This is a genomic window from Streptomyces sp. NPDC040718, from assembly GCF_055593565.1.
In genome coordinates this window covers 17,990-44,662 of record NZ_JBVIXO010000002.1, presented here as the reverse complement: position 1 = coordinate 44,662, position 26,673 = coordinate 17,990, and the positions used below count along the sequence as shown (strand labels likewise).

General features: G+C 72.2%; 23 protein-coding genes and 1 pseudogene. 19 read left to right on the top strand and 5 right to left on the bottom strand.

Going from position 1 to position 26,673, the window contains the following annotated elements; all coding sequences use genetic code 11:
* Nucleotides 1-178: 178 nt before the first annotated feature.
* From ACZ597_RS05420 to ACZ597_RS05405, 4 genes are all read left to right on the top strand, one after another.
* A complete protein-coding gene (locus ACZ597_RS05420; protein ID WP_471325287.1) occupies nt 179-1,390 on the top strand; it encodes a serine hydrolase domain-containing protein in 1,212 nt (403 codons plus the stop codon).
* Nucleotides 1,391-1,481: 91 nt separating this feature from the next.
* Complete coding sequence (locus tag ACZ597_RS05415) at nt 1,482-1,994, top strand: GNAT family N-acetyltransferase (protein ID WP_471325285.1); 513 nt, start codon at nt 1,482-1,484, stop codon at nt 1,992-1,994.
* An 83-nt stretch (nt 1,995-2,077) separates the two neighbouring features.
* Nucleotides 2,078-2,599, top strand: coding sequence for a SigE family RNA polymerase sigma factor (locus ACZ597_RS05410; RefSeq protein WP_471325281.1), 522 nt, complete (start codon nt 2,078-2,080; stop codon nt 2,597-2,599).
* A 108-nt stretch (nt 2,600-2,707) separates the two neighbouring features.
* Complete coding sequence (locus ACZ597_RS05405; protein ID WP_471325279.1) at nt 2,708-3,952, top strand: hypothetical protein; 1,245 nt, start codon at nt 2,708-2,710, stop codon at nt 3,950-3,952.
* A gap of 12 nt (nt 3,953-3,964) precedes the next feature.
* Here the strand turns inward: ACZ597_RS05405 and ACZ597_RS05400 are convergent, their stop codons facing one another.
* Nucleotides 3,965-5,674, bottom strand: a complete 1,710-nt coding sequence (locus tag ACZ597_RS05400) for a bifunctional 3'-5' exonuclease/DNA polymerase (RefSeq protein WP_471325276.1) — start codon at nt 5,672-5,674, stop codon at nt 3,965-3,967.
* Nucleotides 5,675-5,944: 270 nt separating this feature from the next.
* On the opposite strand from ACZ597_RS05400, the gene ACZ597_RS05395 reads away from it, so the two are divergent.
* Nucleotides 5,945-7,120 (top strand): DUF2786 domain-containing protein, encoded by a 1,176-nt coding sequence (locus tag ACZ597_RS05395; protein ID WP_471325273.1) that lies wholly within the window; start codon nt 5,945-5,947, stop codon nt 7,118-7,120.
* Here ACZ597_RS05395 and tatA read toward each other — a convergent pair.
* A complete protein-coding gene (gene tatA, locus ACZ597_RS05390) occupies nt 7,117-7,281 on the bottom strand; it encodes a Sec-independent protein translocase subunit TatA (protein WP_471325270.1) in 165 nt (54 codons plus the stop codon). The two genes, ACZ597_RS05395 and tatA, sit on opposite strands and share 4 nt — an antisense overlap.
* A 143-nt stretch (nt 7,282-7,424) precedes the next feature.
* Here tatA and ACZ597_RS05385 point away from each other — a divergent pair, with 143 nt between their 5' ends.
* Both ACZ597_RS05385 and ACZ597_RS05380 read left to right on the top strand, forming a co-directional pair.
* Nucleotides 7,425-9,470: an FUSC family protein gene (locus ACZ597_RS05385; protein WP_471325267.1), complete on the top strand. Its 2,046-nt coding sequence runs from the start codon at nt 7,425-7,427 to the stop codon at nt 9,468-9,470.
* Between the two features lie 215 nt (nt 9,471-9,685).
* Nucleotides 9,686-9,931, top strand: coding sequence for a DUF397 domain-containing protein (locus ACZ597_RS05380; protein ID WP_405980064.1), 246 nt, complete (start codon nt 9,686-9,688; stop codon nt 9,929-9,931).
* A gap of 108 nt (nt 9,932-10,039) precedes the next feature.
* Here ACZ597_RS05380 and ACZ597_RS05375 read toward each other — a convergent pair whose 3' ends face one another.
* Nucleotides 10,040-10,546 carry an ATP-binding protein gene (locus ACZ597_RS05375; RefSeq protein WP_471325263.1) on the bottom strand — a complete coding sequence of 169 codons (507 nt, stop codon included), beginning with the start codon at nt 10,544-10,546 and terminating at the stop codon, nt 10,040-10,042.
* 340 nt (nt 10,547-10,886) lie between these two features.
* On the opposite strand from ACZ597_RS05375, the gene ACZ597_RS05370 reads away from it, so the two are divergent.
* The 5 genes and pseudogenes from ACZ597_RS05370 to ACZ597_RS05350 all read left to right on the top strand — a co-directional run.
* Nucleotides 10,887-11,765, top strand: a complete 879-nt coding sequence (locus ACZ597_RS05370) for a helix-turn-helix domain-containing protein (protein ID WP_471325260.1) — start codon at nt 10,887-10,889, stop codon at nt 11,763-11,765.
* 92 nt (nt 11,766-11,857) lie between these two features.
* Nucleotides 11,858-13,315, top strand: coding sequence for an aldehyde dehydrogenase family protein (locus ACZ597_RS05365; protein ID WP_471325258.1), 1,458 nt, complete (start codon nt 11,858-11,860; stop codon nt 13,313-13,315).
* Nucleotides 13,316-13,434: 119 nt separating this feature from the next.
* On the top strand, nt 13,435-13,953 hold the full coding sequence (locus ACZ597_RS05360; protein ID WP_471325255.1) for a DinB family protein: 519 nt from the start codon (nt 13,435-13,437) through the stop codon (nt 13,951-13,953).
* Between the two features lie 85 nt (nt 13,954-14,038).
* Entirely contained in the window at nt 14,039-14,797 is a 759-nt protein-coding gene (locus ACZ597_RS05355) for a MerR family transcriptional regulator (RefSeq protein WP_471325252.1), read from the top strand.
* Between the two features lie 153 nt (nt 14,798-14,950).
* A pseudogene (locus tag ACZ597_RS05350) lies at nt 14,951-15,634 on the top strand (DedA family protein); the annotation flags it as partial.
* A gap of 119 nt (nt 15,635-15,753) precedes the next feature.
* Here the strand turns inward: ACZ597_RS05350 and ACZ597_RS05345 are convergent.
* Together ACZ597_RS05345 and ACZ597_RS05340 are read right to left on the bottom strand one after the other, a co-directional pair.
* On the bottom strand, nt 15,754-17,385 hold the full coding sequence (locus ACZ597_RS05345; protein WP_471325249.1) for a threonine/serine exporter family protein: 1,632 nt from the start codon (nt 17,383-17,385) through the stop codon (nt 15,754-15,756).
* A 151-nt stretch (nt 17,386-17,536) separates the two neighbouring features.
* Nucleotides 17,537-18,031, bottom strand: coding sequence for an inorganic diphosphatase (locus tag ACZ597_RS05340; protein ID WP_361600844.1), 495 nt, complete (start codon nt 18,029-18,031; stop codon nt 17,537-17,539).
* 152 nt (nt 18,032-18,183) lie between these two features.
* Here ACZ597_RS05340 and dacB point away from each other — a divergent pair, with 152 nt between their 5' ends.
* The 7 genes from dacB (at nt 18,184) to ACZ597_RS05305 (ending at nt 26,672) form a co-directional block, all read left to right on the top strand.
* Complete coding sequence (dacB, locus tag ACZ597_RS05335; RefSeq protein ID WP_471325246.1) at nt 18,184-19,629, top strand: D-alanyl-D-alanine carboxypeptidase/D-alanyl-D-alanine endopeptidase; 1,446 nt, start codon at nt 18,184-18,186, stop codon at nt 19,627-19,629.
* Between the two features lie 46 nt (nt 19,630-19,675).
* Nucleotides 19,676-20,821, top strand: coding sequence for a zinc-dependent metalloprotease (locus ACZ597_RS05330; RefSeq protein WP_471325243.1), 1,146 nt, complete (start codon nt 19,676-19,678; stop codon nt 20,819-20,821).
* A gap of 197 nt (nt 20,822-21,018) precedes the next feature.
* The gene (gene tilS / locus ACZ597_RS05325; RefSeq protein ID WP_362461939.1) at nt 21,019-22,047 is read left to right on the top strand and encodes a tRNA lysidine(34) synthetase TilS; all 1,029 of its coding nucleotides are present in this window, start codon (nt 21,019-21,021) and stop codon (nt 22,045-22,047) included.
* 65 nt (nt 22,048-22,112) lie between these two features.
* Nucleotides 22,113-22,673 carry a hypoxanthine phosphoribosyltransferase gene (gene hpt / locus ACZ597_RS05320; RefSeq protein ID WP_007264874.1) on the top strand — a complete coding sequence of 187 codons (561 nt, stop codon included), beginning with the start codon at nt 22,113-22,115 and terminating at the stop codon, nt 22,671-22,673.
* 208 nt (nt 22,674-22,881) lie between these two features.
* Entirely contained in the window at nt 22,882-24,915 is a 2,034-nt protein-coding gene (gene ftsH, locus ACZ597_RS05315) for an ATP-dependent zinc metalloprotease FtsH (RefSeq protein WP_471325240.1), read from the top strand.
* A 95-nt stretch (nt 24,916-25,010) separates the two neighbouring features.
* Nucleotides 25,011-25,619: a GTP cyclohydrolase I FolE gene (gene folE, locus ACZ597_RS05310; RefSeq protein ID WP_471325237.1), complete on the top strand. Its 609-nt coding sequence runs from the start codon at nt 25,011-25,013 to the stop codon at nt 25,617-25,619.
* Between the two features lie 177 nt (nt 25,620-25,796).
* Entirely contained in the window at nt 25,797-26,672 is an 876-nt protein-coding gene (locus ACZ597_RS05305; RefSeq protein ID WP_471325234.1) for a hypothetical protein, read from the top strand.
* Nucleotide 26,673 lies beyond the last annotated feature (1 nt).

Sequence of the window (26,673 nt, the reverse complement as noted above, 5' to 3'; positions counted from 1 at the left end):
CGGCGAAGGCGGCCCCGGCGGACATGGAGATCAAGCAAGAACGATAGCGGCGCTCACTGACGCCGCCTCAGCCGTCCCCGGCGCCCGGGGAGCCCGCTGCCGGAGCCCCCGCCCCCGGTCGCCCGCGTACCGGGGGCGGGGCTAGCGTGGAAGGACGTACGGCAGCGGGAGGCCGGGCATGAGGAGACGGTGGCGCGGTGCGGCGGTGGGCGCGGCCGCGATCGGGCTGGTGGTGGTCCCCGTCGGCGTCGGGGCCGGGTACGCCTGGGAGGCCGCGGCGCCCGCGGCCGGCGTGGTCGTCGCCCCCGCGGCCGACGAGTTCCCGCAGCTCACGCCGGCCGTGGCGGCCCGGCTGGACGAGGCCGTGGAGAAGGTGCTGAAGGAGGCCGGCGTGCCGGGCGTGGTCGTCGCGCTCTCCGCCCCCGGCAAGGGCGAGTACGTACGGGCCTTCGGGACCGCAGACAAGGCGACCGGGGCGCCCATGCGCACCGACGTGAACCAGCGGATCGGCAGCGTGACGAAGACCTTCACCGTCACCGCCCTGCTCCAGCTGGTCGACGAGGGCAAGGCCGGACTGGACGACCCCATCGGGAAGTACGTCGCGGGCGTCCCGAACGGAGACCGGATCACCCTGCGCGAACTGGCCGGGATGCGCAGCGGGCTCTACAACTACTCCGAGGACGAAGGCTTCTTCAAGGCCCTCACGGCCGATCCCCGGCGCCCCTTCACCCCGCAGGAGCTGCTGTCGTACTCCTTCGGGCACCCGGTGCTGTTCGAGCCGGGCGCGAAGTTCGACTACTGCAACACCAACCTGATCCTGCTGGGGCTGGTGGTGGAGAAGCTGAGCGGGACACCCCTCGACCGGTACATCGACGAGCGGGTGGCCAAGCCCGCCGGGCTGCACCACACCCTCTTCCCGACCGGCGCGGAGTTCCCGGAGCCGCACGCGCAGGGCTACACGGACCAGACCGCCACCGGGAAGACCGAGGACGCCGCCGACTGGAACCCGTCCTGGGGCTGGGCGGCCGGTGCGATGATCTCGGACCTCCCCGACCTGCGGAGCTGGGCGAAGACCCTGGCCACCGGCACCCTGCTGACCCCGGCCACCCAGGCGCAGCGGCTGAAGGTGGTCGAGGCGCTGCCGGGCGCCGGCTACGGCCTGGGCGTCTTCGACGTACAGGGGTGGATCGGCCACAACGGGTCGCTGCCGGGCTACCAGGACCTGGTGGTCTACCTCCCCGAGTCGCGGGCGACGCTGGTGGTCATGCTGAACACGGACGTCGCGTACGAGGGCAACGAGCCCAGCACGCTGTTCGGCGAGGCCATCACGAGGACCGTCACCCCGAAGCACGTGTTCACGCTGCCCGCCCAGCCGGTCACCGGCCACTGATCCCCGGCCGCTGATCCCCGGCCACTGATCTCCGGGCACTGATCCCCGCGCACAATGGACTCCGGCGCGCGAGCGGATCAAGGAGAAGCCCATGTTCGGTCAGGCGGGAACCCAGGACGGCACCGGCGGCACGGTCACGGACGAGGGGTCGGGTGTCGTGCTCCGCGTGGCGGGGGAGGCGGACCTCGACACGGCCGCGGAACTCTTCCGCGGCTACCTCGACTTCTACGAGGTGACCGTCCAGGACGCGGACGCCCCACGGGAGTTCCTCGCGGAGCGCATCGCGAAGGGGGAGTCGCTGGTGCTGCTCGCCGACGCTCCCGGCGTCCCCGGCACGGTCGGGTTCGCGCAGGTCTACCAGGCCTTCTCCTCCCTCACCCTGCGCACGGCGTGGATCCTCAACGACCTGTACGTGGCCCCGGCCGGCCGGCGTACCGGCGCGGGCCGGGCGCTGCTGCGCGAGGTGCTGCGCCGGGCGCGGGAGGCCGGGGTGGCGGGGGTGCAGTTGGAGACCGCGTACGACAACCACGTCGCGCAGGGGCTGTACGAGTCGGAGGGCTTCGTGCGCGAGGAGTTCCACGTCTACTTCCACGGTCTCGGCTGAGCGGGAAGGGTCGCGGAAGACGGGTGAAACATTTCCCGGGGCCCGTCGCGTCGATGGGGTGAGACGGACGCGAGGGGGAGTGCATGCGGCAGGGTCGCAGAGACGGGTTCCGCGAGTTCGCGGCGGGCCGGTCGGGACATCTGTACCGGTCGGCCTGTCTGCTGGCCAGCGGGGACACCCACCTCGCCGAGGACCTCGTGCAGGAGACCCTGGGGCGGATGTACCTGCTCTGGGGCCGGATCTCGCGCGTCGAGAACCCGGCCGCGTACGCGCAGACGGTGCTGGTCCGGGTCTTCCTGACGCACCAGCGCCGCCGCTCGGCGGGGGAGCGCCCGTTCGGGGAGTTCCCGGGGTCCGACGGCGGTCAGCCGGTGGCCGGCGGTACCGATCCGGCGCTGCGGCTGACGCTGCTGGAGGCGCTGGGGCGGCTGGCGCCCAAGGACCGGGCGGTGCTGGTGCTGCGGTACTGGGAGGACCGCAGCGTCGAGGAGACCGCCGAGGCGATGAAGGTCACCTCGGCGGCCGTACGGACCCGCACCTCCCGGGCGCTGTCCCGGCTGCGGGGGCAGCTGGGCGGCAGCCTCGCCGAGTTCGCGGGCCACTGAGGCCCCCGGCGCCGCCCTCCCCGGCGCCGCCCTCCCCGGCGCCGCAGTCCCTCCGCCCTGTCCCCCTCCCCGCCAACCAAGTGGAAGGTCTGGTTCCGCATGCCCCCCATGCCCCTTGAAGACGAGCTCGGCGAAGCCCTCCGGAGCGCGGGCGCCGCGTTCACGCCGGACCCGCAGGCCCTGGTGGAGGCGGGCGAGCGGCGCGGACGCCGGCTGGTGGCCCGCCGCCGCGCCGCCGTCGCCGGGGGCTCCGTGCTGGCCCTGGCCCTCGTCGGGACGGCCGGAGCCTGGACCGGCGGCCTGATCGGGGGTGACGGCGGGGGCGAGGTCGCCTCCGCGCCCGCCCTGCCCAGCCGGGGGCCGGCCAGGCCGCATGAGGACGGACCGCAGGAACGGGCGGGCACCGGGGCGGTCACCGCGCAGCAGATGACCGAGATCCTGAAGTCGCTGATGCCGGCCGGGCAGTTCACCCCCGCCGAGAGCCGCGGCAGCGACGACCAGGGGCCCATGGCCACGGGACTCTTCGACGACGGCAAGGGCCAGGGCCGCGTGGGCATCCTGCTGACCCGGATCGACCCGGCCGGCGCGATGGCCAAGGAGATGACCACCTGCCCCGCCCGCAAGGACGTGGCCTTCGACTCCTGCAAGGAGGAGGTGCTGCCCGACGGCTCCCGGCTGCTGCTGATCCAGTCCTACGACTACGACGACTCCCGGAAGTCGGTGAAGGACTGGCGGGCCACCCTCGCCACCCCGCAGGGCTACCTCCTCGACGCCTCGGAGTACAACGCCGTCCAGAGCAAGCAGAGCCGCGTCACCCGCCCCGAACCACCGCTGACCATGGACCGGATGAAGGCCCTGGTGCTGTCGGACAAGTGGCGCCCGGCGCTGGAGGACCTGCCGCCCGCCCCCTCGGAGAGCGGCTCCCGCAAGGGGCCCGAAGAGGACGCCGAGAGGTTCCTCGAAGCCCTGCTGCGCGGCTACGAGATCCCGGTCGCGGACAAGGGCGGCGACGGCGGCTACGGCTACGTGGTCCTCGACGACGGCAAGGGCCGCTCCCTGGTCGAACTGCGCGTCCAGCGGCTCAAGGACAGCACCGGCTTCCCCGCCGACGCCACCGCGCAGCCCGGCGGCATCCAGGCGAAGATCACGCAGGGCCCCGCCGGCCAGAACGCGCCGGGCGTGGTCCGCTGGTCGGTGGACACGCTGCGCCCCGACGGGGTGCGGGTGACGGTCTCCGCCTACAACGCCCCCAAGCAGACGGGTCCGGCGAGCCGCACCGCGCCCGTGCTCACACTGGAGCAGGTGAAGGAGGTCGCGATGAACCGGCACTGGAGGGACGTCTACGGGCGCTGACGGGCGCGGGACTCACTTGGCGTCGGCGTAGCAATCCACCACCGCCGTGGTGAACGGGAAGCGGACCGGGGTGTCCCCGAAGGCGATCCGGCCCGCCCGGTCGCCGGCCGCGCGGATCGCCTCCACGACGGTCTCCGCCTCCTCGGCGGGACAGTGCACGATCACCTCGTCGTGCTGGAAGAACACCAGCTCCGCGCGCATCCCGGCGGTGGCCTGCCGCAGCGCCGCCAGCATCAGCAGGGCCCAGTCGGCGGCGCTGCCCTGGACGACGAAGTTGCGGGTGAAGCGGCCGCGGGCGCGGGTGTTCGTCGAGGCGTAGCCCGGCGTCCACCCGGTGTCCCCGGAGTCGGGGCGCTCCTGCTCCTGGGGGATGCCCGCCTCGTCGGCCTCGGCGGCGCCGGCGGGCGGCGGGCAGGTGCGGCCCAGCCAGGTCCGTACGAGCCGCCCCTCCTCGCCCGCGCGGGCCGCGTCGTCCACGTACGCGACGGCCCGCGGGAAACGGCGGCGCAGCGCGGCCAGGTTCTTCAGGCCGTCGCCGGAGGTCTGCCCGTACACCGCGCCGAGCACGGCGATCTTGGCCTTGTCCCGGTCGCCGGAGAAGCCCTGGCGGGACACGGCCGTGTACAGGTCCTCGGGGCGCCCGGCCACCTCCATGAAGGCCGGGTCGCGGGAGATCGCGGCGAGGACGCGGGGCTCCATCTGGTCGGCGTCGGCCACGACGAGCCGCCAGCCGGGGTCGGCGACGACCGCCCGGCGGATCACCTTGGGGATCTGCAGGGCCCCGCCGCCGTTGGTGACCCAGCGGCCGGTGAGGGTGCCGCCGGGGATGAACTCGGGGCGGAAACGGCCGTCGCGGACCCAGTCCGCGAGCCAGGACCAGCCGTGGGCGGTGTAGATCCGGTACAGCTTCTTGTATTCGAGCAGCGGCTCGACGGCGGGGTGGTCGATCTCCTGGATCGCCCAGCGGCGGGTGGACCCGAGCCGGATGCCGGCCTGCGCGAAGGCCTTGATGACGTCGGCGGGCAGGTCGGGGCGCACCCGGCGGCCGAAGGCGGCGGAGATCCGGTCGGTGAGCTCCGCGAGGCGGCGGGGCTCGCCGCCGCCGGCGTAGCGCTCGCCGAGCAGCTCGGTCAGCAGGGCGCGGTGCACGTCGGCCCGCCAGGGCAGGCCCGCGTGGTGCATCTCGGCGGCGATGAGGAACGCGGCCGACTCGGAGGCGGTGAGCAGGCGCATCCGGTCGGGGTGGGCGGTGGCGGCGATCCGGCGGGCCTGGTCGGCGTGGACGGCGAGCAGGGCGTCGAGGGGGAGGGGCGCGGCGGCCCCGGGGTCGACGTCGAAGAGGGAGTCCTGCGCGGCGGCCCGCGCGGGCTCGGCGGCGCGCTGCGGGGGGTCCGGGGGGACGGGCGCGTCGTTGAGCCGCGCCCAGGCCGCCGCGGCCGAGCGGGGCTCCCCGGAGCGGCCCTCGTGGGCGAGGAGCAGCAGCTCGGCGTCTTCGATGTCGTAGCACCGCTCGACGCGGGTGCCGGCAGCGAGGACGCGGGGGTAGACGGCGGCGGTGGACCGCCAGATCCAGCGGGTGCCGGGGGGCGCGGAGCGGATCGCTTCCGCAGGGGTGGCGGTGGTGATGGGCCGGGCGGCGCCGGCCGGGTGCAGGGGGGTGGCGTGCCACTGGCCGCCGGCGGTTTCGGCGAGGGCCCAGGGGGTGGTGGGGTGGTCGCTCACGGGTGCGAGTGTCCCACCGGGGTCTGACAATGCCCGTGCCCTGGCCGGGCGTGTACGGGTCCCCGTGCGGGCGCTGCGCGGGCCGGGCGGGGCGTGCCGCTGCGCGGGGCCGTCCCCTAACCGCCCTTCCACCGTTCCCAGGGGCTCCGCCCCGGACCCCGCGCCTCAAACGCCGGCGGGGCTGAATCAGCCCTGCCGGCAGGGCGGGGAGGGGCAAGCCCGCGCAGACGCGCGAGCGGCGCGTCAAGAAGGACATGCAAAGCTGAAGGGGTGAGTCAGTACGCCGAGATCGTCGACCGGGCCTTCGCGGCCGCCCTCTACGCCCAGGACGACGCCGGGCTCGACATCGGGGCCTCCGCGCTCGCCGCCGACGGTGCGGCGTGGGGCGGGGTCGGGCGGGAGCTGCTCGTGCGCGGGGAGGCGTACGTACGGCAGGCGTGGGAGCGGGGCTGGCAGCCCGCCGACGTGCTGCGGCTGGTGCGGCGGGACCTGGACGCCGTGCACCTCGCCATCGCCGGTGACGTGATCGCCGCCGAGGCCCGGCGGTACGCGCGGCTCCCCGAGCGGTGGGGCGCGGCGGAGGTGTGGTGGGCGGCGGACGAGGAGTACGCCGACCGGCTCGCGCGCCGCGAGAGGGCGGACCGGTTCACCCTGGCCACCGCAGTCCTGGAGCTGTTCCGGCTGCTGGTGCGGCTGCCGTCCATCGAGCCGGTGGGGCCGGTCCCGGGAGACCCGGCCGGTGACGCCCTGGCGCACGCGCACATCGAGCCGCGCATGCTCGGCCGGATCCGGGCGCTGCTGGCGAAGGCCGAGGCGACGACCTACCCCGAGGAGGCGGAGGCGCTCAGCGCGAAGGCCCAGGAGCTGATGGCCCGGCACACGGTGGACGAGGCGCTGCTGGCGGTGCGCGGCGGCGGTCCGGCGCAGGTGCCCGGGGCCTGCCGGATCGGGGTGGAGCCCCCGTACGAGGAGGCCAAGGCGGTGCTGCTCGACGCGGTGGCCACCGCGAACCGCTGCCGGGCGGTGTGGAACAGCGGGTTCGAGTTCTCGACGGTGGTCGGCTTCGAGAGCGATCTGGAGGCGGTCGAGCTGCTGTACACCTCGCTGCTCGTGCAGGGCACGGCGGCGATGACCCGGGCCGAGGCCGCCCAGCGGGCCGGCGGACGCAAGCGGACCAAGACGTTCCGGCAGTCCTTCCTGCTCGCCTACGCCAGCCGTCTCGGCCGGCGGCTCGCCGAGACCGCCGAGCACACGGCCACCGAGGCGCCCGACAACCTGCCCGCCCTCGTGGCCCGGGACGTCGCGGTCGGCGCGCGGGCCGACGAGATGTTCCCCCGGACCACGACCACCCGGCTGCGCGGTGCCACCGACCACGCGGGCTGGGAGGACGGCACGGCGGCCGCCGACGCCGCCCACGTCGGCGGGCGGCGCCCCTCCCTGCCCTAAACCGTGTCCTCCGTGCGCAGGGCCCGGGCCTCCGACTTGAGGATGCGGGCCGACCTGCCCAGCGAACGGGCCGTGTCCGGCAGCCGCTTCGAGCCGAAGACCAGCAGGGCGACCGCCAGGACGATGATCACGTGCCAGGGTTCGAGGCCGTTGCGGAGCATTCGGTGCCCACCTTTCGGATCTTTCGGATGGCGGTCGCGGAAGACGGTCGCGCGACAGTGCTGCCCATCGAACAGGGCCGCACGGGTGGTGCACAAATCTGAAGAAAAGCTGAAAAGGGTTACGAACGGATACGCTCGACGCCATGAGCTGGCTCCGCGCGCTGAAGGACACCGCGCGCGCGGGCATGAAGGTCGAGCGGGCCCGTCTGGAGCCCCTCGTCGCCGTCCGGGCCGCCGTCGGGCTCGCGCTGGTCATCGGTGCCGGGCTGGCCCTCCTCGGGCCGGGCGCGGCGGCCAGTTCGGCGTTCGGCGCCTTCATGGCCGCCATCGCCACCTTCCAGCAGAGCTGGCGCCCCCGCCCCGCGCTGGCCCTCGCCTCCGGGCTGACCCTGGCCGTCTCCACCTTCACCGGGTACCTGGTCGGGTCTGCCGACGTCGGGCTGTTCCTGCCGATGCTCGCCGTCTGGGCCTTCGCGGCCGGGCTGATGTGGGCGGCCGGCCCCACCGCCGGGATCATCGCCTCCGGCAACGTCGCCGTCATGCTGGTCACCGTCACCCTGCCGACCTCCGTCCCGCAGGCGGCCGGGCACGCCGCGATGATCGCCGCCGGCGGGGTGGTGCAGGCGCTGCTCATCGTGCTGTTCCCGGTCCGCCGCTGGGGCGACCGGCGCGACGCCCTGGCCGACGCCCTCGCCGCCGAGGCCGACTACGCCCGCCGGCTGCGGCACGACCCGGTCAGCTCCTTCGACCCCGGTCCGCTGATGAAGGCCCGGGACGCGGCCGCCGTCACCGCCCGGCAGGCCCGGCGGCGGCCGGCCGAGCTGCACGGGGCGCGGGGGCTCGCGGAGCGGGTCCGGCCCGTGCTGGCCTCGCTCGCCGACCCGGCCGTCGGGGCGCCCGCCGAGGGGCCGGCCCGCGAGCGGGTGCGGGAGCTGCTGGACGCCGCCGGATCGGTACTGGACGCCGCCGCGCACGCCATCCGCCACGGGGACCCCGTGCGCCTGCCCGCGCCGGCACTGGCCGTGCTGAAGGCACCCGACCTGCCGGAGGTGTTCACCGGCCCGCCGCTGCGGGCCGCGCGCAGGCTCGCCGCCCTGCTGGACGACGTACTGGAGACGGCCGAACCGGGCTCCGGGCGCACCGCCGACCCCGCCGAGGCCATGCTGCGGCCCACCGTGCCCGCCCTGGTGCCGCTGGCGCTGAAGGCCGTACGGGCCGAGCTGCGCCCCGGCTCGCCCGTACTGCGGCACGCCGTCCGGGTCACGGCCGCGGCGTGCGCGGGGTACCTCGTCGGGCACGCGCTGCCGTTCGGGCACGCCTACTGGGCGCCGATGGCCTCGGTGATGGTGATGCGGCCCGACTTCACCCAGACCTGGTCCCGCGCCTTCGCCCGCTTCGGCGGCACGCTGGTGGGGGTGGGCGCGGCCACGGCGGTCGTGCAGCTGGCGCAGCCGGGGATGTACCTGTCGGGGCTGCTGGCCGTGGTCAGCGCGGGCCTGATGTACGTGCTGATGCGCACCGGGTACGCCGTCACGCAGGTGTTCGTCTCCGCGTACGTGGTCTTCCTGCTCGGCATGGGCGGCGTCCGCTGGGACCAGACGGTGCCCGACCGGATCGCGCTCACCCTGGTCGGCGGGGTCCTCGCGATGCTCGCCTACGCCGTCTACCCGGCCTGGGAGACCCCCCGGCTGCGCACCCGCCTCGCCGACTGGCTCGCCGCCGACGGGCGGTACGCGGCCGCCGTGCTCGGGCAGTACGCCGACCCGGCCGGGGCCCGGCGCGCGGACGTGCGGGAGGCGCTGCTGGAGGCCCGCGACGCCCGGATCGCCTGGCAGGAGGCCCTCTCCCGGGCGGAGGGGGAGCCGGTGCGCCACCGGGGGCTGTCCCGGGCGGCCGCCGAGGGCGCGGGGGACGCGCTGGCGGCGCTGGGCCGCAACGCGATGCTGCTGGAGGCCCACCTCCCCGACCGCGCCCACGCCCCCGTGCCGGGGGCCGCGGAGCTCGCGCGGGCGCTGCGGGAGGCGACCGGGGCGGGCGCGAAGGCGGTCCGGGAGCGGAAGGTCCCGCGGTGGGACGGGGTCCGGGAGCTGCTGGCGGACTGGGAAGCCCCCGAGCCGGGCGTCCTGCGCGGGGCGGCGGAGCAGCTGCTGGACTCGCTGGACGAGGTGTCGGAGGCACTGCGCCCCTGACCAGGGCCCTGGGCCGGCGAACCGGAGGCACCCGCCCCGCCGAACCGGAGCCACCCGCCCCGCCGAACCGGAGCGCCGGGGTCCTGAACCGCCATCAATGGTGATCAACAGTGACGGACGGAACACCGCGCGTGCACGTGCATCTGCCCATGCATGCGGTGGTGAACACAGCTATGATCCGGTGCAGTTGACATCTGCACTATCGGGGGCTTCCTGTGGACCACGCGTACAACGGGATGGCAGCTGCAGAACTCACTTCCCTGTACCAGCTGACCTGGCAGAAGAGCAGACACAGCAACTCGCAGGGATCCTGCGTGGAGTTCGCGAAACTGCCCGGGGGCGACGTCGCCATGCGCAACTCGCGCTTTCCCGACGGACCGGCGCTCGTCTACACGCCGGCCGAGATAGAGGCGCTGCTGGCGGGCGTCAAGGACGGCGAGTTCGACCACCTGGTCGGCTGACGGAACGGCGCAAAGATCACGCCATGCACGTGCACCGGCCGGGACCGATCGCAGTGATCGGGCCCGGCCGGTGGTCCGAGGACGTGGCGCGCGAGCGGCGGCGGCAGTTCAGTCCCGGAGCATGAACAGCGCCCAGACCACCTTGCCGGTGAGCCGTCCCGCGAGCGGGTGCCAGCCCCAGCTGTCGCTGTAGGCGTCCACCAGGAACAGCCCCCGCCCCGACTCCAGGTCGCAGTTCTCGTCCGTGCGCTCCGGCACGAACGATCCGCCCGGCCGGTCCTCGCTGGGGTCCCGCACCGCGCACACCAGCCGCGTGCGCCACCGCATCAGGTGCAGCCGTACCGCCGCCTCCGGCTCGCCCGACGGCCGCGCCTCGTCCGGCAGGGCGTGGCGCAGGGCGTTGGTGACGAGTTCGGACACGACGAGCGAGACGTCGTCGAAGCGGTCGTCCAGGTCCCACTGGGAAAGGGTCGACCTGGTGAAGGAGCGGGCGCCGCGCACCGCGTCGAAGCGGGCGGGCAGGGCGCAGGAGGCGGAGCCGGAGACGGCCGTGGGGTCGACCGGGGGCAGCCCCTGCCGTAACGGCTCGAGCATGGTCGATCCATTCGTCCCCATGCGAGGCACTCCCGGGATTCGCGGACGAAGCGGGCGGCTCCGTCCAAAGAGAACTGCGGGGTGGGTCCCGCGCCGGCGCGAAGAGCACGCAGGTGCGCGGCACCATCGTTCCGAATGCCGAAGCCGGATGCAAGGGCAGATGCACGTGCACGCGCCCGACCCGTCCACTCCCGTGACGGTTCTTGCTCATTTCTTCCTACGCATACTTACGGACTTCTTTTCCGGGACGCCGGATTCCGTTACAGAACGAGTACGGGCCGATGCGTTTTGGTGGCAGACTGCGGCACCGGGGTACGGGGGCCCCGACGAGGCACGCGCACACCACGCGCACACCATTGCGATGGGGAGGGCAGGACTAGTGACCGCAGAAGCCAGCGGTTCTGTGGTGCGCCGCATCCTCCTGGGCTCACAGCTCAGGCGACTCCGAGAATCCCGCGGCATCACCCGTGAGGCGGCCGGCTACTCGATCCGCGCATCCGAATCGAAGATCAGCCGCTTGGAGTTGGGAAGGGTGAGCTTCAAGGCCAGGGACGTGGAGGACCTCCTCACGCTCTACGGGGTCACCGACGGCGCCGAGCGGGAGTCCCTGCTCGGCCTGGTCCGCGAAGCCAACGCGGCGGGCTGGTGGCACAGCTACGGAGACGTGCTGCCCGGGTGGTTCCAGACGTACATCGGGCTGGAGGGGGCGGCCTCCCTCATCCGCATCTACGAGGTCCAGTTCGTCCACGGCCTGCTCCAGACCGAGGCCTACGCCCAGGCCGTCGTGCGCCGCGGCATGCCCGGCGCCGGCGCCGCCGAGATCGACCGCCGCGTCGCGCTGCGCCTGGAGCGCCAGAAGGTCCTGGTTTCCGAGAACGCGCCCGTCTTCCACGCCGTCCTCGACGAGGCCGCGCTGCGCCGCCCGTACGGCGACCGGGACGTGATGCGCGGCCAGCTCGAACACCTCATCGAGATCAGCCAGCGGCCCAACGTGCGGCTCCAGGTGATGCCCTTCTCCTTCGGCGGCCACGCGGGCGAGAGCGGAGCCTTCACCCTGCTGCGCTTCCCCGAGTCCGACCTCCAGGACATCGTCTATCTGGAACAGCTGACCAGCGCCCTCTACCTGGACAAAGAAGAAGAAGTGGCCCAGTACGCACGGGCGATGGAGCGGCTCCAGGCCGACTGCCCCGACCCCGGCCAGACCCGCGATCTCCTGCGCGGACTCCTCCAACTGTCTTGAACCGCACGTACTATGACGTCTGATCAGTGCATGAAGATGACCGATCGGTCTCCGGTGCAGCGCAAGGGTGCGCGCTCGCAGTAAGGGATGGCATGTCCATATTCACCGACCTGGCTCACCAGTACATCGACGGCGAATGGCTGGCCGGCACCGGTTCGTGGGACATCATCGACGTCAACCCGTACAACGGGGAGAAGCTCGCGGCCATCACCGTGGCCACCGTCGAGCAGGTCGACCGGGCCTACCGCGCCGCCGAGCGGGCCCAGCGCGACTGGGCGGCCACCGGACCCCACGCGAGACGCACCGTCCTGGAGCGCGCCCTGCGGATCACGGAGGAGCGCCACAAGGAGATCGTCGAGGCGATGATCGACGAGCTCGGCGGGACCCGCCCCAAGGCCGAGTACGAGGTCCACCTCGCGATGGAGTTCCTGCGCGAGGCCGTCCGGCTGGCCGTCCGCCCCGAGGGCCGCATCCTGCCCTCGCTCGTCGCCGGCAAGGAGAACCGGGTCCAGCGCCTCCCGGTCGGCGTGGTGGCGGTGATCAGCCCCTTCAACTTCCCGTTCCTGGTGACCCTGAAGTCGGTCGCCCCGGCGCTGGCGCTGGGCAACGCGGTCGTGATCAAGCCGAACCAGAACGCCCCGGTGGCCGGCGGCGGGATCATCGCCAAGATCTTCGAGGACGCGGGCCTGCCCGCCGGACTGCTGAACGTGCTGGTCACGGACATCGCGGAGATAGGCGACGCGATCCTGACCCACCCCGTCCCCAAGGTCATCTCCTTCGCCGGCTCCGACCGCACCGGCCGCCACGTCGGCTCGGTCGCCGCCCGCCACTTCAAGCGGACCGTCCTCGAACTGAGCGGCAACAGCGCCCTGGTCGTCCTCGACGACGCCGACGTCGACTACGCGGTGGACGCGGCCGTCTTCAGCCGCTTCGTCTTCCAGGGCCAGGTCTGCATGGCCGCCAACCGGATCCTCGTCGACGCGGGCGTGGCCGAGGAGTTCACCGAGAAGTTCACCGCCCGCGTGCGCGCCCTGAAGACCGGGGACCCCCGCGAGGCCGACACCCACATCGGCCCGCTCATCAACTCCTTCCAGGCGGACGCGCTGACCGCGCTCGTGGACCGCGCCGTGGAATCCGGGGCGCGGGCCCTCGTACGGGGATCTACGCGCGGCAACCTGGTCGAGCCGACCGTCCTCGCCGACCTCCCCGAGGACTCCCCGCTGCTGGGCCAGGAGATCTTCGGGCCGGTCGCCCTGCTGGTCGTCTTCGACGGGGAGGAGGAGGCCGTACGCCTGGCCAACGCGACCCCGTACGGGCTCAGCGGCGCGGTGCACACCCGCGACGTGGAGCGCGGCGTCCGCTTCGCCCGGCGCATCGAGACCGGCATGATCCACGTCAACGACTCCACCATCGGCGACGAGCCCCTCGCGGCCTTCGGCGGCGAGAAGGCCTCCGGGCTGGGGCGCCTGGGCGGCGAGGCCACCGTGGAGGCCTTCACCACCCAGAAGTGGATCTCGGTCCAGCACGGCCGGACCCAGTTCCCGTTCTGACGCCCCGCCCGGTTCTTCTTCACCGACGCGCGGGATTGCGGACAGGACCTGACCGCAAGTCTTCGTAGTGTGGTCCTTGTCAGCGGGGGAGAGCCCCCGCCCAGGGGATGAAGAGGTGGATGGTCATGGCCGAGATTTCCGGTGAGGTCCTGGGCGACGAGCGCGGCACCCTGCTCGCCTTCATCGAGTCCCAGCGCGTCGCGATCCGCGAGGCGGTCGCGGGGCTGAGCGAGGAGCAGGCGGCGAGCCGCCCGAGCGTCAGCGAGCTGTCCCTGTCCGGCCTGCTCAAGCACGTGGCCGAGGTGGAGCTGGGCTGGCTGCGGATGGCGCAGCAGCGTGAGAACGAGGTCGCCGGCACCCGCCAGGACTACGCCGAGGGCTTCCGGCTGGTCGGCGAGGAGACCGTCCCCGCGGTCCAGGCCTTCTGGGACGGGGTGACCGAGGAGCTGGTGGCCTTCGTCGCCGCGCTCCCCAGCCTGGACGAGACCTTCCCGCTGCCGCCGGCGCCCTGGTTCCCCGAGAACGGCAAGGTCTCCATGCGCTGGATGCTCCTGCACCTGATCGAGGAGTTCGCCCGGCACGCGGGCCACGCGGACGTCATCCGGGAGTCCCTGGACGGCACGAAGGCGATGGGCTGACGCCCCGCCCGTCCGAAGGGCTTGCACCTCACGCGGCGTGAGGAACCACAGTGGAGGGCGTACCCAACCAGAGGAGCGGAAGGCAATGGGCTACTCCGTGGGCCAGGTCGCCGGTTTCGCCGGAGTCACGGTGCGCACCCTGCACCACTACGACGAGATCGGGCTGCTCTCCCCGAGCGGCCGCAGCGGCGCGGGACACCGGCGGTACGACGACGCCGACCTGGACCGGCTGCAGCGGATCCTGTTCTACCGGGAGCTCGGCTTCCCGCTCGACGAGGTCGCGGTCCTGCTGGACGATCCGCATTCGGACCCGAGGGAGCACCTGCGCCGGCAGCACGCCCTCCTGTCCGACCGGATCGCCCGGCTCCAGCAGATGGCCAAGGCCGTTGAGCACGCCATGGAGGCGAAGAAGATGGGCATCAACCTCACGCCCGAGGAGCGGTTCGAGGTCTTCGGGGACAAGGACCCCGAGCAGTACGCGGAGGAGGCCGAGGAGCGCTGGGGCGGCACGGAGGCCTACGCGGAGTCGCAGCGCAGGGCCGCCGGCTACACCAAGGACGACTGGAAGCGCATCCAGGACGAGTCCGCCGACTGGGGCGCCCGGTACGCGGCGCTGGTGGCGGCGGGCGAGCCGGCGGAGGGCGAGGCGGCCATGGACATGGCCGAGGAGCACCGCCTGCACATCGGGCGCTGGTACTACGACTGCCCGTACGAGATGCACACCTGCCTCGGTGACATGTACGTCGCGGACGAGCGCTTCAAGGCGTACTACGAGTCGATGGGCGAGGGCGTCGCCGAGCACCTGCGGGACGCGATCACGGCGAACGCCGTGCGCAAGGCGTAGCCGCGTGTAGCAAGGCGTAGCGGAACCTCCCCCCGTCCCGCCCCCTCCGGTCCCTGGAACCCGGTGGGGGCGGTGTGCGTTCATAATTGAGACCGCCTGCCATGTCGCGTCCCCCACCGCAGACGTCCCCCTGATCCAGGAGAGCCCGGACACGTGGAACCCCTCTACACGCTTGCCCTCGGCCCACAGTGGCTGTCCCCGGAGTACCTGATCGGGCATTTCGGCCTGATCGGCATCCTGGTCATCGTCTTCGCGGAATCGGGTTTCTTCGCGTTCCTGCCCGGCGACTCCCTGCTCTTCACGGCGGGCCTCTTCGTCGCCAGCGGCGACATCAGCCAGCCGCTGTGGCTGGTCTGCACGATGATCGCGGCTTCCGCGATCCTCGGTGACCAGGTGGGCTATCTGCTCGGCAAGTTCTTCGGCCCGAAGCTGTTCAACCGGCCGAACAGCAAGGTCTTCAAGAAGGAGAACCTGGACGCCGCGCACGACTTCATGGAGAAGCACGGCCCCAAGGCGATCGTGCTGGCCCGTTTCGTGCCGATCATCCGCACGTTCGCGCCCATGGTGGCCGGCGCCAGTGCGATGAAGTACCGCACCTTCCTGACGTTCAACGTCATCGGCGGCATCCTCTGGGGCGCGGGCGTCACCGTCCTCGGCTACCAGCTGGGCCAGTTCGAGGTCATCAAGAAGAACGTCGAGCCGATCTTCATCGGCATCGTGCTGATCTCGGTGATCCCGGTGATCTTCGAGGTGCTGAAGGCCCGCAAGACCAAGAAGGCCGAGGAGGCCGCCGGCCCGGCGCAGCCCGGCCACCCGCAGCAGGAGCAGCCGCCGGCCCCCGGCCAGCGCGGCCGCCACGCCAAGCGCTGACGCCCCCTGAGGAGCCCCGTACGCCCCGGAGACGGCCCGTCCCCGGGGCGTACGCGTACCCGGACCCCGGCGCCTGCGGGCCGGTGTCAGAAGCCGCGGGTCCGCTTCGCCGCGGCCCGGCGCTTGGCAGCCCCGGGGATCCGCATGAAGAGCCGTGAGGATTCGGAGCCGAGGTTCACTCCGATCGCGATCGCGAGCGCGATGGCGGCGGCGTTGGTGAGCGAGGCGAGTCCCGCGTCGAGCCGGTTCTCGGCGATCGAGAGCAGCCCGTAGTACGTGGCCGAACCCGGCAGCAGCGGCCCGATCGCGGCCGTCACGTACGGCAGGGCGGAGGCGAACCGGTAGCGCGAGAAGAGCTGGCCGAACAGGCCGACCAGGCCGGCCGCGATGGCGGTGGACGGCACCGGCGGCAGCTCGGCGGCGCGCAGCGCGCCGAAGGTCACCCAGGCGACCCCGCCGTTGAGGGTCACGATCCACACCGTGGAGCGCTCCTGCTGGAGCAGGATCGCGAACGTGAACACCAGGACCATCGAGGCGAAGGTCTGGAGCACCGGGCGGTGCGGGATCTGGAGCACCTCGTCGGGGTTCGGCGAGGCGCCGAACTGGAGGCCCACGTAGATCACCACCAGCACGCCGACGATGATCCCGATGAAGAGGTACATGACCTCCAGCAGGCGGGCGGAGGCGGTGATGTAGAAGCCGGTCAGCCCGTCCTGCACGGCCGCGACCAGGGCCCGCCCGGGCAGCAGGGCGAACAGCCCGCCGGTGATCACGGCGGAGGCGCGGACGTCGAACTCGGCGATCTTCAGGGCCACGCCGATGGCGGCCGGCGGCATCGCGGCGACGACGAACTGGTAGAACTCGGGCAGCCCGCGGTCGGCGAAGTACCAGGCCAGGCGGTCGCCGAGGACGGCCCCGAGGGCGGCGCAGAAGAAGACGGTCACCCCGCCGCCGACGAGCGTGGAGGCGGCCCCCGCGAGCAGTCCGGCGGCGGCGGTGAGCACCCAGGTGGGGTACGGGTGGCGGTTGCGCCGGATCACGGCGAGGCGGCGGTAGGCCTCCTCCAGGGAGACCTCGACCTCGGGCGTGCTGATGTCGTCGACCAGCCGGAAGACGGCGGCGAGGCGGGTGTAGTCGGTGCCGCGGCGGCGCACGGTGCGGTTCGCGGAGACCGGGTCGCCCACCAGGGAGGGCTGGTGGGTGATCGACAGCAGGGTGAAGGTGACGGTGGGCTCGCAGCGGTCGAGCCCGTAGGAGCGGGCCACGGCGAACATCGCGGCCTCCACGTCCTCGGCGCCCTCGCCGCCCGCGAGCAGCAGCTCGCCGATGCGCAGGGTGAGGTCGAGCACGCGGCCCACGGCGGGGCCGGACTCGCTCTGCCGCTGGACCGTTTCGGGGACCGGGCGGACGTCCACCGGCATGCGCAGCATCGTGCGCATCCGGTCCTGCCAGGGGGAGGAGGCGGGGAATCCGGGGGCCGGGAGGGGGGTGTAGGCGGGCGGGGACTGACTGGCGCTGTAGGTGGCCGGGGCGGCGAAGGCGGAGCCCCCGGGCTCGGCGGAGGCCGGTGTGGCGCCCTCCGGCAGGGCGAACTCGGAAGTCGGCTGGTCCTCGACCGGAACCTCAGGCTCCATACCGAGTGGCGGGGTGAAGGCGCTGTGCGCCTCGTCGGACTTCGGCTTCCGGTCCTCGGGACCGGGCCCTTCGGCCTCCGCCACGCATCCTCCCACCCTTGATCACCGGCGGTATCAGTATGCGGAATCGTTTCGTCCGTGGCGAAGCGAGCCCCTGCCGGCGGCGGGAACGCCGCAGCGGGCGGCACCCCCGTGAGGGTGCCGCCCGCTGCGTGGTCCGGAGTACCGGCGGAGCCTAGTGGTGGCCGCCCTGCGCCTCCAGGCGCTTGTACGAGGCCTCGATCTCGGCCTCGGCCTCGGTGCGGCCGACCCAGTTCGCGCCCTCGACGGACTTGCCCGGCTCCAGGTCCTTGTAGACCTCGAAGAAGTGCTGGATCTCCAGGCGGTCGAACTCGGAGATGTGGTGGATGTCGCGCAGGTGCTCGACACGCGGGTCCGAGGCCGGCACGCAGAGCAGCTTGTCGTCGCCGCCCGCCTCGTCCGTCATGCGGAACATGCCGATCGCGCGGCACTTGATCAGGCAACCCGGGAAGGTCGGCTCGTCAAGGATGACCAGCGCGTCCAGCGGGTCGCCGTCCTCGCCGAGGGTGTTCTCGACGAAGCCGTAGTCCGTCGGGTAGCTGGTCGAGGTGAAGAGGCGACGGTCCAGACGGATCCGGCCGGTCTCGTGGTCCACCTCGTACTTGTTCCGCGAACCCTTGGGGATCTCGATGGTGACGTCGAACTCCACGTCCTGCTCCTCCATGATCAGCTCCGGCCCAGTGCCGAAGCTCGACTGCTTCGAGACGGCATTTGATTCAAATGCGCGCGCGTCCGGCCCAGCCCTGCGGGTGGGGTGCCATGCTCGCGGCAAGACGCAGTGATTAAGTGTCCCTCACGCATATGTGTGATCGCGAAAGGGGCTGGTCCGAGGTGCCATTGGCCAAGACGTGGCAGCTCATCGCGGGGTCGGCCGTCGCCGGCCTCGCCCTGTCGGCTGCGGCGGTCGCCACCGCCGGTCCTTGGGACTCCGGCCAGCGTAAGGCCGAGCGGGACAGGGCCGCCTCCTGGAGCCGGACGGGTGGCGCAGATCACGCCGCCGGAGGACTCCCGCAGGCCGCGCCCAGTGCTCCCGGGGTGCTGGCGGGCGTCGTCCCGCGCGCCGACGCCGGCGGCACCGCGCTCGCGGGGGCCCTCGCGCCGCTGCTCGCGGACCCCGCGCTCGGCAGCGCACGCGGGGCCTCGGTGGTCGACGTCGCGACGGGCCGGGTGCTCTACGAGTCGGGGTCCGCCGAGGCCATGACCCCGGCCTCCACCATCAAGATCGCCACCGCGAGCGCCGCCCTGGCCGCGCTCGGCCCCGAACACCGGATCCGGACCACCGTGGCCCCCGGAGCCGCCCCCGGCGAGATCGTCCTGGTCGGCGGCGGCGACCCGTCCCTCACCGCCAAGAAGAAGAGCCCGGCCGGCTCCGGCGGCAGCCTCGTGGCCCTCGCCGCCGACACCGCCCAGGCCCTCAAGGCCGCCGGCACCGACACCGTGACCCTCGGCTACGACGACTCCCTCTACACCGGAGCCGTCCTCCACCCCAACCCCACGGGCCGCGTCGGCAACATCGCGCCGGTCACCGCCCTCACCGCCGACGAGGGCCGCCCCGACGACTCCACCTCCGGCCCGGTCGCGCGCACCGACGACCCCTCCAAGGACACCGCCCGGGCCTTCGCCGCCCTGCTGCGCGACCGCGGCATCAAGGTCAACGGCGAACCGGCCAAGGCGAAGGCCCCCGCCGGGACCCAGCCGCTGGCCACCACCCTCTCCACCCCCCTCGCCGGGCTCGTCGAGCGGATGCTGACCAACAGCGACAACGACATCGCCGAGGCCCTCGCCCGCCAGACCGCCCTGGCCGCCGGCCGGCCCGCCAGCTTCGAGGGCGCGGAGCAGGCCGTCACCGAGAAGCTGGCCTCCCTCGGCCTCGACCTCAAGGGCACCCGCTTCGCCGACGGCAGTGGCCTCAACCACGCCGACAAGGTCACCGCCCGCCTCCTGACCGGCCTCCTGGCCAAGGCCGCCGACCCCAGCCACCCCGAGCTGCGGCCGGTCCTCACCGGGCTGCCCGTCGCCGGGTTCACGGGCACCCTGAGCGCCCGCAACGCCGGCACCTCCCCGGCCGCCGGCCTGCTCCGGGCCAAGACCGGCACCCTCAGCGTGGCGAACGCCCTCGCCGGCACCGTCGTGGACCCGTCCGGGCGGCTGGTCGCCTTCGCCTTCCTGGCCGCGAACACCCCCGACAAGGCCGCTGCCGAGAAGGGCCTCGACAAGCTGGCCGCGGCCGTCGCCGCCACCCCTTGACCCACAGGGGGATCCGCCGCGGCACGGGTCCACGTACGGTTGACGCATGACGAGCATCGGTGGTGCGGAGATGGTCGACTGGAACCTCGCGGTGGCGACCGCGACCCGGCTCGTGAGGCCGGGTCCGGAAGTCAGCCGCGACGAGGCCCGGGCCGTGGTGGCGGAACTCCGCCGGCACGCCAGGACCTCCGAGGAGCACGTGCGCGCGTTCACCCGGATGATCCCCGAGGGTTCCCCCCTCCCCGACACACCCGTCCTCGTCGTCGACCGGGCCGGCTGGGTCAGGGCCAACGTCGCGGGCTTCCGCGAACTGCTCGGCCCGCTGCTCGGCAAGATGCAGGACCGCCGCTCCGCCACCCCCGGCGGCGCCGTCATCGGCGCGGTCGGCGGCAAGGTCACCGGCGTCGAGCTGGGCATGCTGCTCAGCTTCCTGGCCTCCCGCGTGCTCGGCCAGTACGAGACCTTCGCGCCCGCCGGCCCCGACCTGCCGGGCGGCGGCGCCACCGGCGGCCGGCTGCTGCTCGTCGCACCCAACATCGTGCACGTGGAGCGCGAGCTGGAGGTGGACCCGCACGACTTCCGGCTCTGGGTCTGCCTGCACGAGGAGACCCACCGCACCCAGTTCACCGCCGTCCCCTGGCTGCGCGCCCACCTGGAGGGCGAGATCCAGACCTTCCTCGGCGCCACCGAGCTGGAGCCCGGAGCCGTCCTGGAGCGGCTGCGCGAGGCCGTCCAGTCCTTCGCCGGGGCCCGCGCCGAGGGCGAACGCGGAGACGAGGGCCCCTCGCTGGTCGAGCTCGTCCAGACCCCCGAACAGCGCGAGGTGCTCGCCCGGCTCACCGCCGTCATGTCCCTGCTGGAGGGCCACGCCGACTTCGTCATGGACGGCGTCGGACCCGAGGTCGTCCCCTCCGTCGCCGAGATCCGCGAGAAGTTCCAGCAGCGCCGGGCCAGCGGCGCGGGCCGCCTCGACGCCGCCCTGCGCAAGGTGCTGGGCCTCGACGCCAAGCTGCGCCAGTACCGCGACGGCGAGCGCTTCGTCCGGGCCGTCGTCGGCCAGGTCGGCATGGACGGCTTCAACCGGGTGTGGACCTCGCCCAACACCCTGCCGACCAAGACCGAGATCGCCCGCCCCGCGGACTGGGTGGCCCGGGTGCACCGCAAGGGGGGCACGCAGAGCGAAGAAAGGTGAAGCAGGAGGCGTAAACATGTCTCACTGGGGGAAGCAGCATCACCCTTCCGAGGGACCGTGAGCCGTGGAAGGGCGTGCGATGCTCGGGGAACGGCTCGGTTCTGTCACCATCGACGCACTCTGAGTGACATTCCGCATCTTCCCCCGCGCGACACCCGAAGCCTCCGAGCATCCGAACTCCACGAAGGGCACCGGACATGGGTCCCCATCCTGCGGTCGCGGCGATACGCCTGGCGGTCCGCCGCGTACTCCACGACGTCCTCACCGACCTCACCGACATCCCCCGCCCCCGCGCGGCGGGCACGCAGCCGCTCGTCCTCGTCGCCTGCTCCGGCGGCGCGGACTCCATGGCGCTCGCCTCCGCCCTCGCCTTCGAGGCCCCCAAACTCGGCATCCGGGCGGGCGGCATCACCGTCGACCACGGCCTCCAGGTCGGCTCCGACCTGCGCGCCGCGGAGGTCGTGACCCGCATGACCGCGCTCCGCCTCGATCCGGTGGAGTCCGTCGCCGTGCGCGTGGGCCGCGAAGGCGGACCCGAGGCCGCCGCCCGCGACGCCCGCTACGCCGCCCTGGACGAGGCCGCGGACCGGCTGGGAGCCTGCGCCGTGCTGCTCGGCCACACCCGTGACGACCAGGCTGAAACCGTCCTGCTGGGCCTCGCCCGCGGCTCCGGCATCCGCTCGCTCTCCGGCATGGCCGAAGTCTCCGGCGGCCCCGGCCGCACCAACCGCTACCGGCGCCCCTTCCTCCAGGTCGACCGGCAGACCGCCCGCAAGGCCTGCATGGTCCAGTCCCTGCCCGTCTGGGACGACCCGCACAACATCGACCCCGCCTACACCCGCTCCCGGCTGCGCCACGAGGGACTGCCCGCCCTGGAGAAGGCGCTCGGCAAGGGAGTCGTGGAAGCGCTCGCCCGCACCGCCCAGCTCTCCCGGGACGACGCCGACGCCCTCGACGCCTGGGCCGCCGACGCCGAGGCGGGAGTGCGCGACGAGGACGGCCGCCTGGAGTGCGCCAAGCTGTACGCGCTGCCCCCGGCCGTCCGCCGCCGCGTGCTGCGCCGGGCCGTGGTCGCGGCGGGCTCCCCCGCCGGCTCGCTCTTCGCCCGCCACATCGAGGAAGTCGACCGCCTCATCACCGGATGGCGGGGCCAGGGCGCCATCAACCTGCCCGGCCGCGTCGAGGCCCAGCGGCAGGGTGGCAGACTTGTCATCCGGCAGGGCTGATTGGTGCTGAAACACGGCTGAGTCCTCCGGGGGCACCCCCGGAGCCCCGGCCGACAACGAAAGTGATGCGGGTGGACGAGAAGGACATGGGCAACGACCTCCAGTCGGTGCTCATCACCAAGGAAGAGATCGACGCGAAGCTGGCCGAGCTGGCCGCGAAGATCGACGCGGAGTACGCGGGCAAGGACCTGCTCATCGTCGGTGTGCTCAAGGGCGCCGTGATGGTGATGGCGGACCTGGCGCGCGCCTTGTCCACCCCGCTCACCATGGACTGGATGGCGGTGTCCTCCTACGGCGCCGGGACCCAGTCCTCGGGCGTGGTGCGGATCCTCAAGGACCTCGACACCGACATCAAGGACAAGCACGTCCTGATCGTCGAGGACATCATCGACTCGGGCCTGACCCTGTCCTGGCTGCTGTCGAACCTCGGCTCCCGCCAGCCGGCCTCCCTCAAGGTCGTCACGCTGCTGCGCAAGCCCGAGGCCGCGAAGGTCGCCATCGACGTCGAGTGGGTCGGCTTCGACATCCCGAACGAGTTCGTCGTCGGCTACGGCCTCGACTACGCGGAGAAGTACCGCAACCTGCCGTTCGTCGGCACGCTCGCCCCGCACGTCTACGGCGGCTGACCCCGGCCGTCGAGCACGCCGTCACCGGCGGCGCCCCCGGGGGGAACCCGGGGGCGGTTTCCGACGTTGGAGCTTGGGAAGGCGGGTCTGTCAGCCGTCCCACGAGGCCGCGGGTGACAATACAGGGGTACATTCCGAAGAACAGTCTTTACTCACAGCAGCATTTACCTACGGGCAGGAGGGACGGGGTGCCCGGCACCCCGTATGGATGGACGTGAAGCGATACTTCCGTGGGCCGGTCATGTGGATCGTGCTGGCCGTCCTCGCCGTGGTCGTGTTGATGAACGTCGTCGGCTCCGGCGGCGGCTACAAGTCGGTGGAGACCAGCGAGGTCATCAAGGCGATCAACAGTGGCCAGGTGGACAGCGCAAAGCTGACCACCGGTGACAGCCAGATGATCAAGATCGAGCTGAAGAAGGGCCAGAAGCTCGGCAACAACAGCGGCACCAAGTTCCAGGCCAACTACATCGGGGACCAGGGCGTCCAGCTCGCCCAGAACCTCCAGAACAAGTACGAAGCCGGTCAGATCCCGGACGGCTACTCCGTCACGCCGGACAAGACCAGCCCGTTCCTGAGCGTGCTGCTCTCGCTCCTGCCCTTCGTCCTCATCGTCGTCGTCTTCCTGTTCCTGATGAACCAGATGCAGGGCGGCGGCTCCCGGGTCATGAACTTCGGCAAGTCCAAGGCGAAGCTCATCACCAAGGACACCCCGAAGACGACGTTCGCCGACGTCGCGGGTTCGGACGAGGCCGTCGAGGAACTCCACGAGATCAAGGAGTTCCTCCAGGAGCCGGCGAAGTTCCAGGCCGTCGGCGCCAAGATCCCCAAGGGTGTGCTGCTCTACGGCCCGCCCGGCACCGGCAAGACCCTGCTCGCGCGTGCCGTCGCGGGCGAGGCCGGCGTTCCCTTCTACTCGATCTCGGGCTCCGACTTCGTCGAGATGTTCGTCGGTGTCGGCGCCTCGCGCGTCCGCGACCTGTTCGAGCAGGCCAAGGCCAACGCGCCGGCGATCGTCTTCGTCGACGAGATCGACGCCGTCGGCCGGCACCGCGGTGCGGGTCTCGGCGGCGGCCACGACGAGCGCGAGCAGACCCTCAACCAGCTCCTGGTCGAGATGGACGGCTTCGACGTGAAGGGCGGCGTCATCCTGATCGCCGCCACGAACCGACCCGACATCCTCGACCCGGCACTGCTGCGCCCGGGCCGCTTCGACCGGCAGATCGCGGTCGACCGTCCCGACATGCAGGGCCGTCTGGAGATCCTCAAGGTCCACCAGAAGGGCAAGCCGGTCGCCCCGGACGTCGACCTCTCGGCCGTCGCCCGCCGCACCCCCGGCTTCACGGGTGCCGATCTCTCCAACGTGCTGAACGAGGCGGCCCTGCTGACCGCCCGCTCGGACAAGAAGCTGATCGACAACCACATGCTGGACGAGGCGATCGACCGCGTCGTGGCGGGCCCGCAGAAGCGGACCCGGATCATGTCGGACAAGGAAAAGAAGATCACCGCGTACCACGAGGGCGGACACGCCCTGGTCGCGGCGGCCTCCCCGAACTCCGACCCGGTCCACAAGATCACGATCCTGTCCCGCGGCCGGGCCCTGGGCTACACCATGGTCCTGCCCGACGAGGACAAGTACTCGACCACGCGCAACGAGATGCTCGACCAGCTCGCCTACATGCTGGGCGGGCGCGCGGCGGAGGAACTGGTCTTCCACGACCCGACCACCGGCGCCGCGAACGACATCGAGAAGGCCACGGCGACGGCCCGCGCGATGGTCACCCAGTACGGCATGACCGAGCGCCTCGGCGCGATCAAGTTCGGCGGGGACAACACCGAGCCGTTCCTGGGCCGCGAGATGTCGCACCCGCGGGACTACTCGGAAGAGGTCGCGGCGCTGGTCGACGAAGAGGTCAAGAAGCTCATCGAGACCGCGCACAACGAGGCCTGGGAGATCCTGGTCGAGAACCGGGACGTCCTGGACAACCTCGTCCTCGCGCTCCTGGAGAAGGAGACGCTGGGCAAGGAGGAGATCGCCGAGGTCTTCTCCACGATCGTGAAGCGCCCGGCCCGTCCGGCGTGGACCGGTTCCTCCCGCCGTACCCCCTCCACCCGTCCGCCGGTGCTCTCTCCCAAGGAGCTCCAGCTGACGAACTCCGCGAACGGCACCTCGGCGGCAGCCGCGGCGCCGGTCTCCACGGAGAAGGGCATCGAGGTGGCCCCGGAGGACCGCCCCGAAGCCTGACCCACCCGGAATGGAAGCCGCGCCCCCCAGGTTCTAGCCTGGGGGGCGCGGCACATTTGTACGAAGCCGCGCGTGCGCACAGGAACGAGGATGAGATGACCGACCCAGTGACCCTGACCGGTGGCGAGGGCACGATCGGCGAGTTCGACGAGAAGCGCGCCGAGGCGGCCGTCCGCGAGCTCCTGATCGCGGTCGGCGAGGACCCGGACCGCGAAGGCCTCCTGGAGACCCCGGCGCGCGTGGCGCGGGCGTACAGGGAGATCCTGGCCGGGCTGCGGCAGCAGCCGGAAGACGTCCTGACCACGACGTTCGACCTGGGCCACGACGAGATGGTCCTGGTGAAGGACATCGAGATCGTCTCGTTGTGTGAACACCACCTCCTGCCCTTCCACGGCGTCGCCCACGTCGGCTACATCCCGGCCGAATCCGGCAAGATCACTGGGCTGTCGAAGCTGGCGCGTCTCGTGGATGTCTTCGCGCGCCGCCCGCAGGTGCAGGAACGGCTCACCACGCAGGTCGCCGACTCCCTGATGGAAATCCTGGAAGCCCGTGGCGCGATCGTGGTCATCGAGGCCGAGCACATGTGCATGTCGGTCCGCGGCATACGCAAGCCGGGCGCCAAGACGACCACCTCCGCGGTCCGCGGGCAGCTCCGTGACCCCGCGACGCGGAGTGAGGCGATGAGCCTGATCATGGCGCGCTAGCCGATTGTCAGTGCCGCCCGCTACGGTCTCCCTCCGCGCACAGCCGGAGGGGGACCGATGCTTGGGGGATTACCGAGCAGGCAGACCGTCAACGCCGTGGGAGGGCGGTTGCGGGCGTGCGACGTGCGGCCCGGGGACCGACTGTGGACCCTGGCCGACGGCCGCACGACCCAGACGGTGGTCACCGCAGTGGAGGCCGCCCGTACGCGGTCCCTGGTCGATGTGACCACGGACCATGCCACCCTTTCGGCGGGCCCGGACCAGCTCCTGCGCACTCCTGATGGCTGGACGTACGCACGTGATCTCCCTGGGACCGTGGTCGCCTGGGCCCACGCACGGAAGCTCTGCAGGGAACGGCTTTCCATCACCCCGGGATACCCGCTCGGCTACTTGATTGGGGCGACCTGTTCCGACGGCACGGTGGGCGATAACTATGTATCGCTGGTGGTCAACGACGAGGCGTTCGCCGCGAAGTACGCACGGGCGCTCACCACTGCCACGGGGCTGCCTGCCCGTCTTGAAGCCGTGACACGGCCTTCCGGCTACCTCGGACGGGACGTCCCTGGGTTCCGGGTCCGTGTTGTCTCTTCGTATCTTGCCGATCTCATCCGGCAGTATGTGGGCGGGGACGCTCACCACATGCGGCAGAGCTTTCCACGGGTGGTCCTTCGAGACCGCGAGACTTTCGACGGATTCCTGGACGGCTATGAGGACGGAGACGGGTTCCGGATCAAGAGATGGCCGGCGAGGGGGCTGGTCAGCTCGAACGTTCCGTTCCTCATGGAGCTCTCCGAGGTCATCGGTGCTCGTTTCACGCCCCGGACGGATGGAGGGGCATCGCGCCTCGTGGTCGCCGACAGCTGGCCGACCAGGGGGACGTTCCGGCCCGAGGCACACCCGGTCGACCTGGAGGAGTCGGTTTGGATCGGGGTCAAAGGGGTCACTGAGCGCGTGCCGGGCAGGAAGCCGTCCACGGTCTACAACTTCCGCCTCGACCCCCATCCGACATTCCTCGTGAACGGTCACCTCGTCCGGATACCGTGGCCGGGGTAGG

What these genes read in the sequence shown, in the direction of transcription:
- ACZ597_RS05420 (WP_471325287.1), top strand. Translation starts at nt 179, where the DNA reads ATGAGGAGACGGTGGCGCGGTGCGGCGGTGGGCGCGGCCGCGATCGGG.
- ACZ597_RS05415 (WP_471325285.1), top strand. Translation starts at nt 1,482, where the DNA reads ATGTTCGGTCAGGCGGGAACCCAGGACGGCACCGGCGGCACGGTCACG.
- ACZ597_RS05410 (WP_471325281.1), top strand. Translation starts at nt 2,078, where the DNA reads ATGCGGCAGGGTCGCAGAGACGGGTTCCGCGAGTTCGCGGCGGGCCGG.
- ACZ597_RS05405 (WP_471325279.1), top strand. Translation starts at nt 2,708, where the DNA reads ATGCCCCTTGAAGACGAGCTCGGCGAAGCCCTCCGGAGCGCGGGCGCC.
- tatA (WP_471325270.1), bottom strand. Translation starts at nt 7,281, where the DNA reads ATGCTCCGCAACGGCCTCGAACCCTGGCACGTGATCATCGTCCTGGCG.
- ACZ597_RS05385 (WP_471325267.1), top strand. Translation starts at nt 7,425, where the DNA reads ATGAGCTGGCTCCGCGCGCTGAAGGACACCGCGCGCGCGGGCATGAAG.
- ACZ597_RS05375 (WP_471325263.1), bottom strand. Translation starts at nt 10,546, where the DNA reads ATGGGGACGAATGGATCGACCATGCTCGAGCCGTTACGGCAGGGGCTG.
- ACZ597_RS05370 (WP_471325260.1), top strand. Translation starts at nt 10,887, where the DNA reads ATGGGGAGGGCAGGACTAGTGACCGCAGAAGCCAGCGGTTCTGTGGTG.
- ACZ597_RS05365 (WP_471325258.1), top strand. Translation starts at nt 11,858, where the DNA reads ATGTCCATATTCACCGACCTGGCTCACCAGTACATCGACGGCGAATGG.
- ACZ597_RS05360 (WP_471325255.1), top strand. Translation starts at nt 13,435, where the DNA reads ATGGTCATGGCCGAGATTTCCGGTGAGGTCCTGGGCGACGAGCGCGGC.
- ACZ597_RS05355 (WP_471325252.1), top strand. Translation starts at nt 14,039, where the DNA reads ATGGGCTACTCCGTGGGCCAGGTCGCCGGTTTCGCCGGAGTCACGGTG.
- dacB (WP_471325246.1), top strand. Translation starts at nt 18,184, where the DNA reads ATGTGTGATCGCGAAAGGGGCTGGTCCGAGGTGCCATTGGCCAAGACG.
- ACZ597_RS05330 (WP_471325243.1), top strand. Translation starts at nt 19,676, where the DNA reads ATGACGAGCATCGGTGGTGCGGAGATGGTCGACTGGAACCTCGCGGTG.
- tilS (WP_362461939.1), top strand. Translation starts at nt 21,019, where the DNA reads ATGGGTCCCCATCCTGCGGTCGCGGCGATACGCCTGGCGGTCCGCCGC.
- hpt (WP_007264874.1), top strand. Translation starts at nt 22,113, where the DNA reads ATGCGGGTGGACGAGAAGGACATGGGCAACGACCTCCAGTCGGTGCTC.
- ftsH (WP_471325240.1), top strand. Translation starts at nt 22,882, where the DNA reads ATGGACGTGAAGCGATACTTCCGTGGGCCGGTCATGTGGATCGTGCTG.
- folE (WP_471325237.1), top strand. Translation starts at nt 25,011, where the DNA reads ATGACCGACCCAGTGACCCTGACCGGTGGCGAGGGCACGATCGGCGAG.